15 protein-coding genes and 1 riboswitch are annotated in these 17635 nt (G+C 42.7%); of the genes, 2 read left to right on the top strand and 13 right to left on the bottom strand.

Going from position 1 to position 17635, the window contains the following annotated elements:
• Positions 1 to 9: 9 nt before the first annotated feature.
• Entirely contained in the window at positions 10 to 378 is a 369-nt protein-coding gene (locus DXB52_RS07265; RefSeq protein ID WP_015530007.1) for an SCP2 sterol-binding domain-containing protein, read from the bottom strand.
• 263 nt (positions 379 to 641) lie between these two features.
• Between DXB52_RS07265 and DXB52_RS07270 the strand changes: the two genes are divergently transcribed.
• Entirely contained in the window at positions 642 to 1256 is a 615-nt protein-coding gene (locus tag DXB52_RS07270; RefSeq protein ID WP_117579232.1) for a TetR/AcrR family transcriptional regulator, read from the top strand.
• 99 nt (positions 1257 to 1355) lie between these two features.
• Positions 1356 to 3626: an endopeptidase La gene (gene lon / locus DXB52_RS07275; RefSeq protein ID WP_118106857.1), complete on the top strand. Its 2271-nt coding sequence runs from the start codon at positions 1356 to 1358 to the stop codon at positions 3624 to 3626.
• A gap of 153 nt (positions 3627 to 3779) precedes the next feature.
• Here lon and DXB52_RS07280 read toward each other — a convergent pair whose 3' ends face one another.
• From DXB52_RS07280 to DXB52_RS07335, 12 genes are all read right to left on the bottom strand, one after another.
• Positions 3780 to 4124 carry a DUF6145 family protein gene (locus tag DXB52_RS07280; protein WP_117541476.1) on the bottom strand — a complete coding sequence of 115 codons (345 nt, stop codon included), beginning with the start codon at positions 4122 to 4124 and terminating at the stop codon, positions 3780 to 3782.
• 122 nt (positions 4125 to 4246) lie between these two features.
• Complete coding sequence (locus tag DXB52_RS07285) at positions 4247 to 5239, bottom strand: biotin--[acetyl-CoA-carboxylase] ligase (protein ID WP_118106858.1); 993 nt, start codon at positions 5237 to 5239, stop codon at positions 4247 to 4249.
• 205 nt (positions 5240 to 5444) lie between these two features.
• Complete coding sequence (gene argF, locus DXB52_RS07290; protein WP_015530001.1) at positions 5445 to 6437, bottom strand: ornithine carbamoyltransferase; 993 nt, start codon at positions 6435 to 6437, stop codon at positions 5445 to 5447.
• 196 nt (positions 6438 to 6633) lie between these two features.
• On the bottom strand, positions 6634 to 7422 hold the full coding sequence (gene rlmB, locus DXB52_RS07295) for a 23S rRNA (guanosine(2251)-2'-O)-methyltransferase RlmB (RefSeq protein WP_118106859.1): 789 nt from the start codon (positions 7420 to 7422) through the stop codon (positions 6634 to 6636).
• 3 nt (positions 7423 to 7425) lie between these two features.
• Positions 7426 to 8082 carry a potassium channel family protein gene (locus DXB52_RS07300; protein WP_117825193.1) on the bottom strand — a complete coding sequence of 219 codons (657 nt, stop codon included), beginning with the start codon at positions 8080 to 8082 and terminating at the stop codon, positions 7426 to 7428.
• A 69-nt stretch (positions 8083 to 8151) separates the two neighbouring features.
• Positions 8152 to 9558: a TrkH family potassium uptake protein gene (locus DXB52_RS07305; protein ID WP_117825191.1), complete on the bottom strand. Its 1407-nt coding sequence runs from the start codon at positions 9556 to 9558 to the stop codon at positions 8152 to 8154.
• Positions 9559 to 9733: 175 nt separating this feature from the next.
• Positions 9734 to 10729 carry a biotin synthase BioB gene (gene bioB, locus DXB52_RS07310; RefSeq protein ID WP_118106860.1) on the bottom strand — a complete coding sequence of 332 codons (996 nt, stop codon included), beginning with the start codon at positions 10727 to 10729 and terminating at the stop codon, positions 9734 to 9736.
• Positions 10730 to 11131: 402 nt separating this feature from the next.
• Positions 11132 to 11824 (bottom strand): response regulator transcription factor, encoded by a 693-nt coding sequence (locus DXB52_RS07315; RefSeq protein ID WP_118106861.1) that lies wholly within the window; start codon positions 11822 to 11824, stop codon positions 11132 to 11134.
• Positions 11817 to 12875 carry a sensor histidine kinase gene (locus tag DXB52_RS07320; RefSeq protein ID WP_117579227.1) on the bottom strand — a complete coding sequence of 353 codons (1059 nt, stop codon included), beginning with the start codon at positions 12873 to 12875 and terminating at the stop codon, positions 11817 to 11819. The genes DXB52_RS07315 and DXB52_RS07320 overlap by 8 nt, the downstream gene beginning before the upstream one ends.
• A 91-nt stretch (positions 12876 to 12966) precedes the next feature.
• On the bottom strand, positions 12967 to 14160 hold the full coding sequence (gene metK, locus DXB52_RS07325) for a methionine adenosyltransferase (RefSeq protein ID WP_117541490.1): 1194 nt from the start codon (positions 14158 to 14160) through the stop codon (positions 12967 to 12969).
• Positions 14161 to 14297: 137 nt separating this feature from the next.
• Positions 14298 to 14399, bottom strand: a riboswitch (SAM riboswitch).
• Positions 14400 to 14497: 98 nt separating this feature from the next.
• On the bottom strand, positions 14498 to 15967 hold the full coding sequence (locus DXB52_RS07330; RefSeq protein WP_117568797.1) for a CapA family protein: 1470 nt from the start codon (positions 15965 to 15967) through the stop codon (positions 14498 to 14500).
• A 216-nt stretch (positions 15968 to 16183) separates the two neighbouring features.
• On the bottom strand, positions 16184 to 17476 hold the full coding sequence (locus DXB52_RS07335) for a UDP-N-acetylglucosamine 1-carboxyvinyltransferase (protein ID WP_054752850.1): 1293 nt from the start codon (positions 17474 to 17476) through the stop codon (positions 16184 to 16186).
• Positions 17477 to 17635: the final 159 nt, after the last annotated feature.

Genomic DNA, 17635 nt, shown 5'->3' on the forward strand with positions numbered 1-17635 from the left:
TTTTTACAGTTATTTCTGTTTCTGTGTTTTCTTTATTGCATTCTGTTCTGCTTTTCTGCTATCAATCAGTTTTTTCAGATACAAAGCTTTGTCAATGTTACCTTCTACTTTCAATTTTCCCAGTGTTACTGCCAGAACCGGATCCAGCTTTCCCTCGTTGATCTTAAATAATGTCTCTGCCGAACAAGTAAAAATCGCATCTCTGTCATAATACTCGTATGGTTCCACATACAGCTTTCCCTCTTTTACCTCTGCATAAAAGATTCCCTCTGCTTCTCCTGTTACATTGAACTGATATGCAAGATGTTCATTCACAGTACTTACGTCTGCTTCCATCATCATCCCTTTTACTTTTGAAAACATGTCTGCGTATGTCATTTTTCTCTCCCTTTCCTTTTCAGTCCTTCATTTTTCGACCGGTGGTCGATTTGCTATGTTTTTAATCTATCACTTTTTCGACTCACGGTCAATTATCTATTTCAGACAATCTTTTGTTTCAAAGTGTCCTTTTTTTGTCCTCTTTTTTATTTCTATTTTATTGGTTCTTCCGACTTTATTGTGCTATACTTAAAAGGATATCGGTCAATTCCCATAATCTGGAACTGGCCAAATATACTTACGAATATACGAGGCGGACTTCTATGCCAAAACAATTAAAATACGATAAGATTCTAGATGCTCTTCAAAAGCTTCTGGAAACCAAAGAACTTTCTAATATCTCTGTCAGTGAGATTGCTCAGACTGCTGAAATTGGAAAAGGAAGTATTTATTATTATTTTTCTTCCAAAGATGCAATTCTTGAAGCACTGGTAGAACGCAATTATGAAGCTCCAATAACAACAGCAAGACATCTTGCAGAGCAAAGAGAGATTTCACCTTTCACACGCATGGCTCTGATCTTTCAGGCTTGCCGAAATTCCTCTGCGGCTTTTTTAAAGACCCAGCCATCAACTACAAAGGCTGCACCGGAGCGGGCTTTTCTTCATCAAAAGTACATGAATCATCTCATCGTTTCACTCAAGCCGGTTCTTGCTTCCATTATTGAACAAGGGATTGCACAGGATTTAATCCGCTGTGCTGACCCTGTTTCTCTTGCTGAAATCGTACTGATTGTACTGACTGTTAAGATGGATAACACCTTAGTACCTTCAACAGCAGATGAGATTGAACAGACAATCTCTGCTCTTGTCTCTCTTTTGGAAAAAGGAACTGAGAATCCTGCGGGATCGCTAAACTTTCTGATGGCACAGCTGTAAGCAGTTTTCTGTTCGCGGCACCTGCATTACACAACATATCCCACCATTTTGAATCGCTGACGGTGATATGATAAATCATGAGACGAAAGGAGTGTTTTTATGATTATTCGTCCTGTTTTTAATATATTATTGCTCCCTGATATTACTTATTTTTTTAAACGTGATTTCTTTCCGGGGGCTGCTGCAGACCAGATTGAAGTCGGTACAGATATTCTGTTTCCATTTTTGAAAAATGAAGTGGATGAGACTACTGTTACTATAGATGATATTTACCCGGTCGGTATGTCTGCGAGAGTCGAATCCATCGGTGATGATGACAGCATCCAGATTCGTACATTAGAACGTGTCAGTCTTGACGATATTGAGCTGGATGAGAACGGACAGATTACAGCTACAGCTTCCATTCGCCCGGAAGTAGATGATCTTCCCTTAGAAGAAGAGAAGCAGACTTTCACAAACCTGCGGAACGCGCTTCTGAAATTTGTTCAGAATTATCAGTGGGGGATCTGGGCAAGAAGCTACATTATCCAGAGAAAGAATATCTATGACCTTGGTTCTGCTCTTTCAGATTATCTGAACATTACTTCCGAAGAAAAATATGCAATTGTTGAGACAGATTCCCGCCGTGAACGCTGTGAATTGATTGAGAATGCGATCAAGGAATTCATGGAAGTGGCCAAAGTTTCTTCTGAAGCACAGGAGGCACAGAAAGGTGACCAGGAGCAGCTGTACAGAGAGGCTGCAATTAAGAAGCAGATTGATTACCTTCAGAAAGAATTAGATGAGATGCACCCGGAAAACATTTCCGATGTCCGTGCTTTTGAAAAAAAGATCCAGGAATCCGGCATGAACGAAGATGCCCGTAAGGAAGCGGACAAAGTCCTGAATCGTATGAAGCAGGAAGGAAAAGACAGCCATGAATATGGGCTTCTCTATGACTATCTTGATTTTGTCACCAGTCTTTCCTGGAAGCATCCGGAATTTACACCGATTGATTTAAACCGGGCAGAAGAGATTCTTGATGAAGATCATTATGGACTTAAGAAAGTCAAAGAACGTATCATCCAGCAGATTGCTGTTATGGCACTGAACCGGAAACAGTATGGTTCCATCCTCCTTTTTGTCGGTGCGCCTGGCACCGGTAAGACAAGTATCGGACAGAGTATTGCCCGTGCGTTAAACCGCGAATATGTCCGCATCAGTCTCGGCGGTATCCGAGATGAAGCTGAGATCCGCGGTCACAGAAGGACTTATATCGGCGCTATGCCGGGACGGATCATGGAAGGGCTTAAACGCAGCGGCGTTTCCAATCCTGTTGTAGTTCTTGATGAAGTAGATAAGCTTGCGAAAGATTATGGCGGAGATCCGGCAAGTGCATTGCTTGAGGTGCTTGACCCGGAGCAGAACAGTACATTTACAGACCATTATATGAATGTTCCATATGACTTATCCAATGTTCTGTTCGTCTGCACAGCAAATTCTACAGATACGATTCCTGAACCGCTTCTGAACCGTATGGAAGTGATCGATTTTCCAGGATATACGGCGGTGGAAAAATTCCATATTGCCAGAAAGCACTTACTTCCAAAGGCCATGGACGCTATGGGAATCCAGAAGAAAATGTTAAAGATAACGGATGGTGCATTGCGCAAGGTCATTGAAGATTATACGATGGAATCCGGAGTCCGTGGACTTAAGAAACAGATTGATATGCTTTGTCGTTCCGCTGCTGTGCGTCTTGTAAAAGAAGAGGGGCAGACTCTGACAGTAAATAAATCGAATCTGAAAGACTATCTCGGCCGTAAGAAACTGCATCATGACCAGAAATTAACTTCCACACAGCCTGGTGTTGTCACCGGACTTGCATGGACACAGGCAGGCGGTGAGATTCTGTTTATAGAGACAAAGCTGACAGAAGGGAAAGGAAAGGTGATCATCACCGGACAGCTTGGAGATGTCATGAAAGAATCTGTACAGATTGCACTGACACTTGTGAAGTCTCTTTATCCTAAAGAAAGCAAGGTTTTCCAGGATCATGATCTGCACATTCATGTGCCAGAAGGAGCTGTTCCAAAAGATGGTCCATCTGCCGGCATTACATTAACCACAGCACTTGCTTCCCTTGTTACCGGAAAGGCTGTCAGCCCGGATTACGCCATGACCGGTGAAGTTTCCCTCCGCGGAGGTGTACTTCCGATCGGTGGGCTTCCTGAGAAACTGATGGCTGCCCAGAGGGCCGGTATTTCAAAAGTACTGATTCCTTTTGACAACGCAGATGATCTCGAAGATGTAGCTGCGGAAGTAAAGGATAAGCTGAAAATCACTCCGGTGAAAAAGGTAAGAGACGTTCTGAAGTTATTGCTCGGATAAAAAGTGATCTATCGTTAAACGGAAACTATGAGAAACAAAAGCCCATAGCAGGAATTCTGATAAGTTCAACAAACTTATCATTCAGATTCCGCCATGGGCTTTGTTCTAATTTAAAAATCCGACAGATAAACCATACTCTATTTATCTAACTATTTATTCCTCTGTCTCTTCTTCCATCTCTTCTCCGAGATAGAATACTTTGTAAAACATTTCAAGAGACTTGAAAAGCTCTTCCTTTGTGTTCTGCAGCTCTTTGATCTTCAGTACACTTCCAATCTCATCGAATGAGAAATCACCCTCGTTGTGCTCTACTTTCAACTCAAGGTTTCCATTCTCATCAAACACCAGCAGGAGAACTCCTCCAACATCCGCTGTATACAACACACACATGATCTGCAGTTCCTGTTTCACTGCTTCCGGAAGAGATTCAAATTCCGGGTTCAGATAATATTTCTGCTCATAGGAGCTGGCCGCACACAATACCATTTCTTCATCCATAATTTTTACACCTTATATCACTGCCCACAGTTTCTGTAAACAGTACTTACCTTTCCATATTTTCCACATTCACTGCATAATCCCGATGACTTATTCACATTCCGTAGGTCTTATCCACCTGGTTATACATATCCATATACGCCGCGCACCGAAACTTCTCCGGCATACACCGCCTCTTCGGTTCCATCTTCTTTCCGAACAATCAATTCCCCTGTCTGATTGATTCCAAGTGCGTAAGCATTGTACTGTTCTTTCGCGCCAAGAATCCGGACCTCACGATCTTTATTTACCAGCAATTCACTGTAACGTTCTTTCAGACCGGACAGATCTCCGTGTTCAAGGAAAACCGTGTAATCCTGTTCAAAGCGTTTCATCACTGCCGCAATCAACGGTGCTCTCTTTACCACATGTCCACATTCCAGTCTGAGTGATGTCGCTGTCTCACGGATTTCCTCAGGGAACTCTGTCAGGTTCACATTGATCCCTACACCAATCGTTACATGATTAATGTAATCGATCTGAGTGCTCATCTCTGTCAGGATTCCGACGAGCTTCTTTCCATTAATGATAATATCATTTGGCCACTTGATCTTTACATCCGGGTTTCCACAGGAATCTCCGCAATCCATGATTCCCTCTGCTACACTTAATGCCATCACAAGCGTCAGCATCGGCGCCTGATCCGGTTCAATCTCCGGACGAAGCAACAAGGACATGTAAATGCTTGAACCTGACGGTGAATCCCAGGAACGGCCCCTTCTCCCTCTTCCGGCTGTCTGCTTATCTGCTACCGCAAGTGTACCTTCCGGTGCACCTTCATCTCCCATCTGCTTGATTCTCAGATTTGTAGAATCTACCGAATCGTAATAAATGATGTTTCTTCCGGCCCACTGCGTATCCATCAGGCTATCAAGCTCTTCTTTCGTCATCACATCCGGACTATCTACAATATGATAACCTTTATTCCGCACAGCTTCAACCTGATATCCTTCTTCCTGCAGCTGACGGATCACCTTCCAGACTGCAGTTCTTGACACCCCGAACTTTTCACAAAGCTGCTGGCCTGACACATATCCGTCCGCTTCCCTCAATAATTTTAATATTTCAGCTTTCATTCTAATTCCACCTCTCATCAGACCTTTATACAAAAGAAAGGTGTCTGTCCCATCTCTGGAATAACAGACACCTTCTGCTCATTCTTATTTTCCACAGAAGCCGGTCTGATCTTCAACTCATTTATCATACCAAACTTCTGCTGATTTCTCAAGTTCATCAAATACATTGCGCGTTACTGTTCACACGATGTGCGATTACGTTCTCTTAGAACTCACCAAGTGTTGCAACCATTACCGCCTTGATCGTATGCATTCTGTTCTCTGCCTCATCGAATACTTTGGACTGTGCAGACTCAAATACTTCGTCTGTTACTTCCATATCTTCGATTCCGAAACGCTGTCCCATCTCTGCTCCGATCTTTGTCTTCAGGTCATGGAATGCCGGCAGGCAATGCAGGAAAATAGCTGTATCTTTTGCATTTGCCATAACTTCTTTTGTTACCTTATATGGTGAAAGTTCTTTGATTCTCTTCTCCCATACTTCATCCGGCTCGCCCATGGATACCCATACATCTGTATAGATAACATCTGCGTCCTTTGTTCCTTCTTTTACATCTTCTGTCAGAGTAATTGTTGCTCCGGACTGTGCAGCATAACCTTTGCAAGTTTCAACAAGCTCTTCGTTCGGGAAATATTCTTTTGTTGTACATGCTACGAAATGCATTCCAAGCTTAGAGCATGCGATCATCAGGGAATTGCCCATGTTAAATCTTGCATCTCCCATGTATACAAGCTTGCGGCCTTTGAGTTCTCCGAAATTCTCACGGATTGTCAGCATATCTGCCAGCATCTGTGTCGGATGATATTCGTTTGTCAGACCGTTCCATACCGGTACTCCTGCATATTTCGCAAGGTCTTCTACAATTTCCTGACCGAATCCACGATATTCGATTCCGTCATACATTCTTCCAAGTACACGGGCTGTATCTTCGATGCTCTCTTTCTTTCCAATCTGAGAACCTGATGGATCAAGATAAGTTGTTCCCATTCCCATATCATGCGCTGCCACTTCGAATGCACAACGTGTTCTTGTACTTGTCTTCTCAAAGATCAGTGCAATGTTCTTGCCATGATAATGATCCACCGGTACTCCGTTTTTCTTCTTCTCTTTGAGGTCTGCTGCCAGGTCAAGCAGGTATGTAATCTCCTCTGGTGTAAAATCCTTCAGTGTCAGAAAATTTCTTCCTTTTAAATCCATTGTTCTCGTCCTTTCTATTCTATAACTATATGAATCAGAACCCTCTCTGTCCTTCTCTTCTTCATATCTTTGAATCTACATTGTAACCGATGAATTTAGTATACTACATCCATGTATAAAAATGCAACTAAAACTTTATTTTACTCTGTTTTATACATATTTATTCAGTACTTATACATTCTTTTATGCATTTTTATTATTTCTTTCTTCTTTGTCTTCCTGCTTCGAACATCAGAACCGCCGCTGCCACTGCCGCATTTAAGGATTCTGCCTCGCCTTCCATTGGGATACGGATGAGACAATCCGCGCAGTCTGCAACTTCATCACGAAGTCCGTTCCCCTCATTTCCGATCAGAAATGCACAACCAGTTGTATAATCTTCCTCGTCGTATGCATTTTCTCCACGCAAATGTGCTGCGTAAGTTTTAATGCCCTCCTTCTGCAGATCTTTGATCTTCTCCGGAAGATCTTCCACATAGAGGAACGGCATGCGGAATACAGCCCCCATCGTGGAACGAATCACCTTTGGATTGTAGACGTCCACGCAATCTTTGCTCAATAAGATTCCGGTTACACCTGCTGCCTCAGCTGTTCTGAAAATAGTTCCGAGATTTCCCGGATCCTGCAGATTATCCAACACAACCAAGTGCGGTGCCTTCTGATTTTTCACCTGCATCAGGTCATTCATCGTATAATTGAGTCTCTTCACAATCGCCAGAATTCCCTGCGGTGTCTTTGTATCTGACACGTAAGCGAACACAGTATCCGTCAGAAGCTCGACCGGCGCCTGTAATTTCTCTAAAAATTCTTTATTCTTCTTTGCAAAGCTTTCTGAAGCATATACTTTCTCAATTCGTTCCGCCGGAATCTCTTCTGTCATTCTTGGTCCTTCCACGAGAAAGATTCCTTTTTCATCTCTTAAGCGGCTCTTCTTCTGCAGCTTCGCCAGTTCTTTGATCTGTGCATTCGATGTACTTGTTATCATAATCTATTTCTCCAATTTTCCAATCTTTTCGAGTACTTTATTTGCTCCAACCAAAATCAATAGTGCATTCTCCGGAAGCGGCATCTGTGGATTAAACTCTACATTAACATTTCCGTCCTGCATGATTCCTACAACTGTAACTCCATATTTCGTACGTATACCCAGTTCTGCCATACTGTGATTGATCCACGGTTTTGGAACAGCGATCTCAACCATACTGTAATCATTTGACAGTTCAATCCAGTCTGTGAATTCTGTTGCCAGAAGGCTTTTGGCAACCCGGCTGCCCATCTCAATCTCAGGATATACAACAGTATCTGCCCCTACTTTCTTCAATATAGTTCCCTGTAACTTATTCTTTGCTTTGGCAACAACCATTGGAATTCCTATTTCTTTACAAAGCAGAGTCGCCATGATCCCTGCTTCAAGATTCTCCGCAACTCCAATAATTGCTCCGTCCAAATTCCTTGTTCCAAGTGTACTCAATGCCTCTTTCTCTGTAATATCTGCTGTGATTGCATAGGTCACCCTATCCGCGATTTCCTGGATCGTCTCCCGTGATTTATCTACAACGATCACATCGCATCCCATATTCTCAAGTGTCAAGGCCACACTCCGGCCAAAGCTACCAAGCCCCAGAACTGCAAACTGCTTTCTCATCGTTTTCTCCTTCTCATATACTGTTCCTTGTTTTTATCGCGTATCTCTTGTTTTCTCTTTTATCTTTTCTTAGCCAACCATAATCTTCGCTTCCGGCAAAGTACGGAACTGATTCTTCTTATCCACATGACCGGAAAATATAAGTGCCATCGTCATTGGTCCGATTCGTCCAATATACATCATGAGCATCAGAACGACATGACTGATATCACTAAGCACTGGCGTCAGATCCGCTGTCAGACCAACCGTTGCCATCGCAGATGTCGCCTCAAACATCAGATCAAGGACTTTCTGCTGTGGCTCGATCACTGTCATCACCGTCACCCCAAACAGCCAGAAGACAAATGTCACAAGTGTGATTGTTATCCCTACTCTTATAATTTCGAATGTAATTTTTCTTCCATAACATTCCGTATCTTTGTTTCCTCTCAAGACAGAAATTGCTGTAAGCAAGAGAACAGCAACTGTTGTTGTCTTGATACCACCTGCAGTTCCTGCCGGTGAACCACCGATGATCATCAGCATGCTGGCCAGTAGCTTCGAACCATTCGTAAGGCCTGACTGAGATACGCTGGCAAATCCTGCCGTTCTCGTCGTCACAGACTGGAAAAAAGCCGCCTGGAATTTCCCTGCAGCGTTCAATGTTCCCATCGTTGCCGGATTATGATGTTCTAACAAATAGAATCCCACAGTTCCCAAAGTAAGAAGGAACAACGTCATTGTCAAGACGATTTTACTCTGCAGACTCAGTCTTGTGATCGTTCTTCCGACTGGCCGTTTTCCCTTGGACTGTATTGTCATCTTTATATTCTTCGCAAGATCGATCCATACCGGATAACCAAGACCGCTGAGAATGACAAGCATTGTTGTCGTAATTGTGATCACCGGTGTATTGACATATCTCGTAAAGCTTGAATCTCCAAGAATATCTACACCCGCATTACAAAATGCAGAGATTGAGTGAAACACGGAATAGAAGATTCCTTTCGCAACACCATACTCTGGAATAAACTGAAATGAATATCCGATTGCGCCAATTCCTTCTACAAGAAATGTTCCCCACAATACTCTTTCAATAAACCGGATCATTCCTTGAAGTGTGGACAGACCATAGGCTTCTTGAATGACAACTCGTTCCTTCATATTTATTCTTTTTCCAACCAGAATTAAAAATGCAGTTGTACATGCAATGATTCCAAGTCCGCCGATCTGGATCAGAATAAGCAGGATCACTTTTCCTGCCACTGTAAATTGCGCAGCCGGCACAACTGTCACCAATCCTGTCACGCAGACACATGTTACAGCTGTGAACAGTGCATCGATATAACGAATCGGCTGATGATTTGAAAATGGAAGCCATAAGAGCAGACTGCCAAGCAGAATCACGCCAAAGAATCCGATTGATATGATCCTCACTGTATTCCATTTTGCTCTTCGTGCTTTTCTCCTGTCTTCATCTATATAAAATCCATACATGCCTATCTTTCCTCGCTCTCACATGACAATTATTAAACACCATGTTACCACTCCCTTTAATCATCTGCAAGTAAAAGCTGATAAAACGAAAGATACGCCGCTCTGATTCATCCTCAGAACAGCGTATCCTTCGTTTGGCGGTTTATTTAAAATTATTATATAGTTTGAATCATTTTTAGTGATCTGTAGACTCGATTTCTCCATCGAATCCCGCATCTTTTATCATTTTCATTGTGTCATCGATTCCCTGACCTCCGGCTGTCAGATAACCTGATGCAAAGATAGAATCAACAACTTTGAAAAGTTCCGGTTCCAATCCCTTGAAATAAACTTCTCTTCCTGCTGCACAGCGGATATCGGACTTTGGAATCATCAGTCTTGCCAGACAAAGAACTTTCAAGCAATACTCCGGTGTCAGCTCTGAGATATCACGATCTGCCAGTCTTGTTCCCGGAATCGGAAGTAAGAAATTGATCGGAACCGATTCCGGATTGATCTCGCGAAGATCCATCAGCATATCAACGATATCTTCCTTACTCTCACCCATTCCAACAATTCCACCACTGCAGATCTCGAATCCAAGACTCTGAAGCATCTTGATATTATTCACACGCTGATCATAAGTATGTGTTGTACAGATCTCCGGATAGAAAGAACGGCTGCTGTTCAGGTTATGGTTGATACGGTCCAATCCGGCATCTTTCAGGATTCTTGCCTGCTTCTCTGTCAGGAAGCCGATGGAGCAGCAGATCTGTGTATCTTTCTTCTTCATCTCGCGGATACGGTCTGCAAGATCTTCAATCTCCTCATCTGAGAATCCGATTCCACTCAATCCGATACAATGTCTTGCAAGATGTTTCTCATCTACCAGATCATTATCACCATAAAGCTTTTCATCTGATACTCTCTTATACTTCTCAATCTCTGCCTGAGAATCCTTGGACTGTGCACAGTAAGCACAGTTCTGTGTACAGTTTCCACTACGAACATTTGTCAGAAGCTGAACGCTTACTTTCTTCCCTTTGTATTTTGTACGAAGTGCATAAGCACACTCCATCAGACTGTCCATCTCCTCCTCTGGAAGATTCAGCACTTCAACTGCTTCTTCTCTTGTAAGCGGACATTCTTCATCCCAATTTTTCAGTAATGTATGAATTGATCTGTTTGACATGGTATATTTCCCTTTCTTCTGCTTCTATGATATGAGTCTCAAAAGTAATTTTTGTCATTCAACCGGATTACTCCATTGCTATGTAATTCCCGCAATCCTCAAATATCTCCAATGCATCTTCTGCATTATTATTCTGTTGATCTTATTTACAACATATGAAAATAGTATAGCCATGTCTTTTTCGATTGTCAACCTTTTCTTCATTCAAGTTGACATCTTTATTATTTCTAGAACAAAGAATGTGCCTTGCACATTCTTGCGCCTGCGGCGGTCGCTTGCGACATCTACATTGTACGCCGCAGTGCGCATCCTTAGCGGAGCGTTTTTTGTATATTAGGAAAGCACTTTCCTAATATACAAAAAAGAACCCCACCATTCACTGGCAGAGTCCTCTCTTTCTTCTTATACTTTAAATCTGTATCCCACACCCCAGATTGTCTCAATATACTGTGGATGTGAAGTATCATACTCAATCTTCTCACGGATCTTCTTAATATGTACTGTAACAGTTGCAATGTCTCCGATTGACTCCATATCCCAGATCTCACGGAAAAGCTCTTCTTTACTATACACATGATTCGGATGCCCTGCAAGGAAAGTTAAAAGGTCAAATTCTTTCGTTGTGAAAGACTTCTCTTCTCCATTCACCCAGACACGACGTGCTGTCTTATCGATCTTCAATCCACGGATCTCAATCACTTCATTCTGCTCTACAGTACTTCCGATCAGTCTCTCATATCTTGCAAGATGTGCTTTCACACGGGCTACAAGCTCACTTGGACTAAACGGCTTTGTCATATAATCATCTGCGCCAAGTCCAAGCCCACGAATCTTGTCAATATCATCTTTCTTCGCTGAAACCATAATGATCGGCGTATTCTTCTGGCTGCGGATCTGACGACAGATCTCAAATCCATCTACTCCCGGAAGCATCAGATCCAGAATAATCAGATCAAATTCTCCTTCGAGTCCTTTCTTAAGTCCTATCTCTCCATCATTTGCAACCTCGACTTCAAAGCCACTCAGTTCCAGATAATCTTTCTCAAGATCTGCAATGCTTTCTTCATCTTCTACGATTAAAATACGTTTACTCATCTTCTACGGGTACCTCCTGATATTTTCTTATTACAAAATACATCGTGGTTCCAACGCCCTCTTCGCTGGTTGCCCAGATCTTTCCTCCGTGCTCTTCCACAATCTTCTTCACGATAGAAAGACCGATGCCGCTTCCTCCCTTAGAAGAGTTTCTTGAAGCATCTGTCCGGTAGAAACGGTCAAAGATATTCGGCAGATCCTTTGCCGCAATGCCCTTTCCGTTATCTCCCAGTTCTACCTGAATAAAGTCTCCCACGTCCTTTACATCCATCGTAATCTTCACCTTCGGCTTATCTGTGTATTTGATAGAATTTGATACGATGTTATTGATGACTCTTCGAAGCTGCTCCGGATCTACGATCACCTTACTGTCCTCTTCCATAAAGTTCCTGTAGATAAATTCAGCTCCCTTTGATTCCAGTTCTACACTTAAATCCTCCGCACAATCTGCAAAATATCCCTTCGCAGAGATTGTTGTGAAATTATACGGAATTCGATTCGTATCGATCTTTGAATAAAGCGTCAGTTCATTGATCAGAAGATTCATCTCATTAGCTTTATTATAAATGGTTCTGATGTATCTGTCCATCTTTTCCGGCGTATCTGCTACGCCATCCATGATTCCTTCCACATAACCTTTGATCGCTGTGATCGGAGTCTTCAGGTCATGTGAAATGTTACTGATGAGTTCCTTATTCTCTCTGTCAAATGCGACCTTCTCTTCCGCCTGTGCTTTCAGTCTGAGACGCATTTCTTCAAAGTCCTGACAGAGTTGTCCAATCTCGTCATTTGATTCTGCCTTGATCTCAAAGTCAAGATTACCCTCTTTGATATTGCGTGCAGCTCTCTGAAGTTTCTCCAGCGGGACCGATACCGATCTGTAGATCCACAAGATTAGAAATGCTGTCGTAAGGACAACTGCGATCAGATACAGCTGCTGTATCTCTGCCCCTCTTCCCGGAACAAATGCATGCATTGCGATCAGTGCAAATGTTACAGGAAAGATCATAACGACTACAAAAGCAATAATCAGTTTGGTACGTAATTTCATAGAAGCATCTCCTTTCCGTATTGAAAAAGGTGCCTGACACTTTATGACGGGTGTCAGGCACCTTCCGGTGCTTGTATCAGATATTTCTATCTTACAGATATTTCTTTAAATCGTCAACCTTGTCCAGCTTCTCCCATGGAAGATCCAGGTCGTTGCGTCCAAAATGTCCGTAAGCTGCTGTCTGTTTGTAGATCGGTCTTCTCAGATCCAGCATCTTGATGATTCCTGCCGGACGGAAATCAAAGTTCTCACGAAGGATCTCAACCAGTTTTGTATCAGAAAGTTTTCCTGTTCCGAATGTATCAACTGCGATAGATGTCGGCTGTGCAACACCGATTGCATAAGAAAGCTGAATCTCACATTTCTTAGCAAGTCCTGCTGCTACAACATTCTTTGCTGCATAACGTGCTGCATAAGCTGCAGAACGGTCTACCTTTGTACAGTCCTTTCCGGAGAAAGCACCGCCACCGTGACGAGCCATTCCACCGTAAGTGTCAACGATGATCTTACGTCCTGTCAGTCCGCTGTCTCCGTGTGGTCCACCGATTACAAAACGTCCTGTCGGATTTATGAAGAACTTAGTCTCTTCGTCTACGAGTTCTGCCGGAATAATCTCATCGAATACATATTTCTTAATATCTTCATGAATCTGCTCCTGAGTCACATCCGGGTCATGCTGTGTAGAAAGAACAACTGCATCCAGACGCTTTACAGAACCGTCTTCGTTGTACTCTACTGTAACCTGTGTCTTTCCATCCGGACGAAGGTAAGTAAGCGTTCCGTCTTTACGAACCTTTGTCAGCTGAAGAGCAAGCTTATGAGCCATTGCAACCGGGTATGGCATATATTCTTCTGTCTCGTCAGAAGCATAACCGAACATCATACCCTGGTCTCCTGCTCCGATCGCTTCGATGTCTTCATCTGACATCTTGTTCTCTTTCGCCTCAAGTGCCTTGTCTACTCCGAGTGCGATATCTGCTGACTGCTCATCCAGTGTTGTGATCACGCCACATGTATCAGCGTCAAATCCATATTTTCCTCTTGTATATCCGATCTCGCGAACTGTGTCACGAACGATCTTCTGGATATCTACATATGCCTGTGTTGTAATCTCTCCCATAACCATTACAAGACCTGTTGTACAGCATGTCTCACATGCTACACGGCTCATCGGGTCCTGTCTCATCAGCTCATCAAGAATTGCATCTGAGATCTGGTCACACATCTTATCCGGATGTCCCTCAGTTACTGATTCTGATGTAAATAAAATCTTTTCTCTTTCCATATCTGTTCTGCTCCTTTCCGATTGCTGTCCCCACAGCAATATCTCACTTTCTCTCGCTTGTGCTGTCTTCATTTGCTTACCTTGCCAATAATGAAAACAGCCCGCATCAAGCGGACTGTCAGTTTATCTTAACAATCCTCTTATTGTTCGAAATAACTCGCTCAGGTTGGCACCTTCCTATTACGAGGGGTTGCCGCAGCTTCTTAGATCCTTTGTATCTCCACTGCTCTGAATAAGAGAAAGTATCATTTATTTAATTTTGTTTCGTATCAGACTATACAACACCTTGTTGATTATGTCAATACCGTTTTCTGAAGTTGATAAAACTTTTATATTTCTATGATTCTGCATCAACATCTTTCAACTCAGTGATCACACCTGTATCATCAATTGTAATATTCGGTGAAATCTCCTGCAAGTGATCAAAAAGTGCTCTCTGGGATTCTGCATTATTCAGATACTGTGTCTGGCTGTCTTTCTGCTCACACGGCATGAAAGACATCTGTTTCAGTCCTTCTGATGTAATCTCAAGATTCAGAAGTCCCGTATATTTTGTCTCATCATTAAACCAGAAATCTCCTAGACTGTATACAATAGGTCCATCCTCTGTGTACTCAATTCCCTGAAGTACGTGCGGATGACCTCCGATCACGATATCTGCTCCTGACTTCAGGAATTCTTTTCCATGCTCTGTCTGCGTCGAATTGTACATATCCTCATCTTCTGTTCCCCAATGAACATATGCGATCAGATAATCACATTCTTTTGATGCATCAGCGATCACCTGATTATACTCTGTTGTGTCGTAAGATGCAAGAATACCTGTCGTTGAATCTGTTGCTTCCGGTGTAAATTTATACTGTTCTCCCTCGGAAGCTGCCACAAATCCGATCTTAATTCCATTGATAATATAATAAGTCGGCTGCTTTGCCTCATCCAGATTCGTTCCGCCTCCTACATGATTGATCTTCGCCTGATCCAACAGATCAATCGTATCATCCATCGCATCTGCACCATAATCATAAATGTGATTATTCGCAATTGAAACAATATCTGTCCCCATCTGTTCCAGCAACTTCATACGTTCCGGTTTTGCACGGAATACATAATACTTATCCTCCAGCGGGGTTCCACGGTCACTGACACAATATTCATGATTCAGGAAGAAAAGATCTGCTGCATTTGTCTGATCCAGAATTGTCTTGGAAATGCATTTTGACAAGTCATTTACCGTATCATAATAATCAAGAACATATCCGTCTTCCTCCAGACAGAGGTCTCCTGCTGCCGTAATCTGCACAGTTCCGTTCTCTGCTGCCTTCTTCTCATAGATATGATTCTTCGCAGCGGTAGCTTCATCCTTTAATTTTCCTTCGTATGTATCTGACAGAACATGCAAAGTTGCTCCAAAGGAATCATAAATATCCTGCGCTGTTATCTTTTTATTCTTCTGATAGACCAGAAATAAATCATCCATCTCTTCAGAATGGTTCTTTTCCAGCCATTTCGTAAATGCTGTAACATCCGATTTTTCCGCTGACATTCCATTATCCGTCAGGAAAGTGTTGTAGCAATCATTCAGCGATTCATTCATCTGTGCAATTTCCTGTTCCAGCTGTTTTTTCTGTTCTGCTGCCAATTTCTTTTTCTTAGCCACATTGACTGCAAAGGCTGCCAGCGCTATGATTATGCACAACAAAATACAGCCGGAAATCGTCATTCTTCGTCTGAGCTGTCTGATCCTCTTTTGTTTGATTTCTTCTCTCTGTCTTTTTCTCCGTTCTTCTGCCTGTTCAAATTCATTCATCGTTTGTTGCTCCTGCTGTTTTCTTATTGATATCCCGCTACTGTTTCATTCGGCCTGCCTGATCATCCATTACGCCATAGTTCCTGACACATAAACTGAAAACAGGTATCAGACTTTCGTTCCGACACCTGCATACATTCTCACATCATATTTCTTCGGATTCTGTCTGTATCGGCTCGCTGCCGGCCGCAGCTTGTTGTAAACAGTAACCTCGGTTTAGCCAACTTTTAATTTGAATTTCTGAATCTCTTTTTCACTGGACACTTTCTCGATGATTCCACCCAGACTTCTGAGTTTCTCTTCAAAGCGTTCGTATCCTCTCTGGATATAAACAATATCATCTACGATCGTAATTCCTTCTGTTGCGAGTCCTGCGATGCAAAGCGCAGCTCCTGCACGAAGATCCGGCGCACTGACTCTTGCTGCCGTAAATTTCTCAACACCTTCGATTGTTGCTGAATTACCTTCAACTTTGATATTCGCACCCATACGTGCCAGCTCATCTAAATATTTAAAACGATTCTCAAAGATACTTTCTGTGATCGTACTTGTTCCCTTTGCAAGTGCAAGCACAACACCGATCTGTGGCTGCATATCTGTCGGATATCCCGGATATGGTAATGTCTTCACCTGTGTACTTGTCAGACGTCCCTTAGCCACTACGCGGACTGCATCATCAAATTCTTCTACTTCACATCCGATATCTACCAACTTGGAGATCGTTGCATCTAAATGCTTCGGAATCACATTGAGCACTGTCACATCTCCGCGTGTTGCCGCAGCGGCAAACATAAATGTTCCTGCTTCGATCTGATCCGGAATAATGGAGTACTCTGCCTTGTGCAGGGACTTCACTCCACGGATCTTGATCACGTCTGTTCCTGCACCACGGATATTTGCTCCCATGCTGTTCAGGAAGTTCGCTACATCTACAACGTGTGGCTCTTTCGCTACATTCTCCATGATCGTGAGACCGTCAGCCATAGCTGCTGCCATCATCACATTGATCGTCGCACCTACAGTTACAACATCAAAATAAAGATGTGTTCCCTTCAGCTCTTCCGCCTCTGCAACAATCTTACCATACTCAATGTCTACATCTGCTCCAAGTGCACGGAATCCTTTCAGATGCTGATCGATCGGTCTGCTTCCGATATTGCATCCTCCCGGAAGTGCTACTTCTGCTCTCTTGTATTTTCCAAGAAGTGCACCTAACAAATAATAAGACGCTCTGATCTTCTTGATGTAGTCATAATCAATACTGAAATCTCCGATTGTATTTCCATTGATCTTTACTGTATGTCTGTCAATTCTCTGTACCATTGCACCGATTCCCTCGATTGCCTCCAGCATGACATTAATGTCATTCACATCCGGAAGATTCTCAATCAAAACCGGTTCATCTGCCATGATTGCAGCTGCAAGAATTCCAAGTGCCGCATTCTTAGCTCCGCCGATTTCAACTTCCCCAACCAGCGGATTACCACCCTTAATAATATATTGCTCCATTTTGCACCTCAATTGTCCGATTCTGTATTACTTCCCACAGATTCTGTGTTCAGTAACGATTTATTCTTGTGTCTTTGTCTATACGAAAAGAATTTTCTACCTTAATTACAATATAATCCATACATAACTATAACACAAAATCTTTCATTGTGGAATCCC

The sequence above is a fragment of the Ruminococcus sp. OM04-4AA genome, from assembly GCF_003462585.1.
GTDB classification, from domain to species: Bacteria; Bacillota; Clostridia; order Lachnospirales; family Lachnospiraceae; genus Mediterraneibacter; species Mediterraneibacter faecis.

Coding starts and splice junctions, on each gene's coding strand:
- DXB52_RS07265 (WP_015530007.1), bottom strand. CDS start 378: ATGACATACGCAGACATGTTTTCAAAAGTAAAAGGGATGATGATGGAA.
- DXB52_RS07270 (WP_117579232.1), top strand. CDS start 642: ATGCCAAAACAATTAAAATACGATAAGATTCTAGATGCTCTTCAAAAG.
- lon (WP_118106857.1), top strand. CDS start 1,356: ATGATTATTCGTCCTGTTTTTAATATATTATTGCTCCCTGATATTACT.
- DXB52_RS07280 (WP_117541476.1), bottom strand. CDS start 4,124: ATGGATGAAGAAATGGTATTGTGTGCGGCCAGCTCCTATGAGCAGAAA.
- DXB52_RS07285 (WP_118106858.1), bottom strand. CDS start 5,239: ATGAAAGCTGAAATATTAAAATTATTGAGGGAAGCGGACGGATATGTG.
- argF (WP_015530001.1), bottom strand. CDS start 6,437: ATGGATTTAAAAGGAAGAAATTTTCTGACACTGAAGGATTTTACACCA.
- rlmB (WP_118106859.1), bottom strand. CDS start 7,422: ATGATAACAAGTACATCGAATGCACAGATCAAAGAACTGGCGAAGCTG.
- DXB52_RS07300 (WP_117825193.1), bottom strand. CDS start 8,082: ATGAGAAAGCAGTTTGCAGTTCTGGGGCTTGGTAGCTTTGGCCGGAGT.
- DXB52_RS07305 (WP_117825191.1), bottom strand. CDS start 9,558: ATGTATGGATTTTATATAGATGAAGACAGGAGAAAAGCACGAAGAGCA.
- bioB (WP_118106860.1), bottom strand. CDS start 10,729: ATGTCAAACAGATCAATTCATACATTACTGAAAAATTGGGATGAAGAA.
- DXB52_RS07315 (WP_118106861.1), bottom strand. CDS start 11,824: ATGAGTAAACGTATTTTAATCGTAGAAGATGAAGAAAGCATTGCAGAT.
- DXB52_RS07320 (WP_117579227.1), bottom strand. CDS start 12,875: ATGAAATTACGTACCAAACTGATTATTGCTTTTGTAGTCGTTATGATC.
- metK (WP_117541490.1), bottom strand. CDS start 14,160: ATGGAAAGAGAAAAGATTTTATTTACATCAGAATCAGTAACTGAGGGA.
- DXB52_RS07330 (WP_117568797.1), bottom strand. CDS start 15,967: ATGAATGAATTTGAACAGGCAGAAGAACGGAGAAAAAGACAGAGAGAA.
- DXB52_RS07335 (WP_054752850.1), bottom strand. CDS start 17,476: ATGGAGCAATATATTATTAAGGGTGGTAATCCGCTGGTTGGGGAAGTT.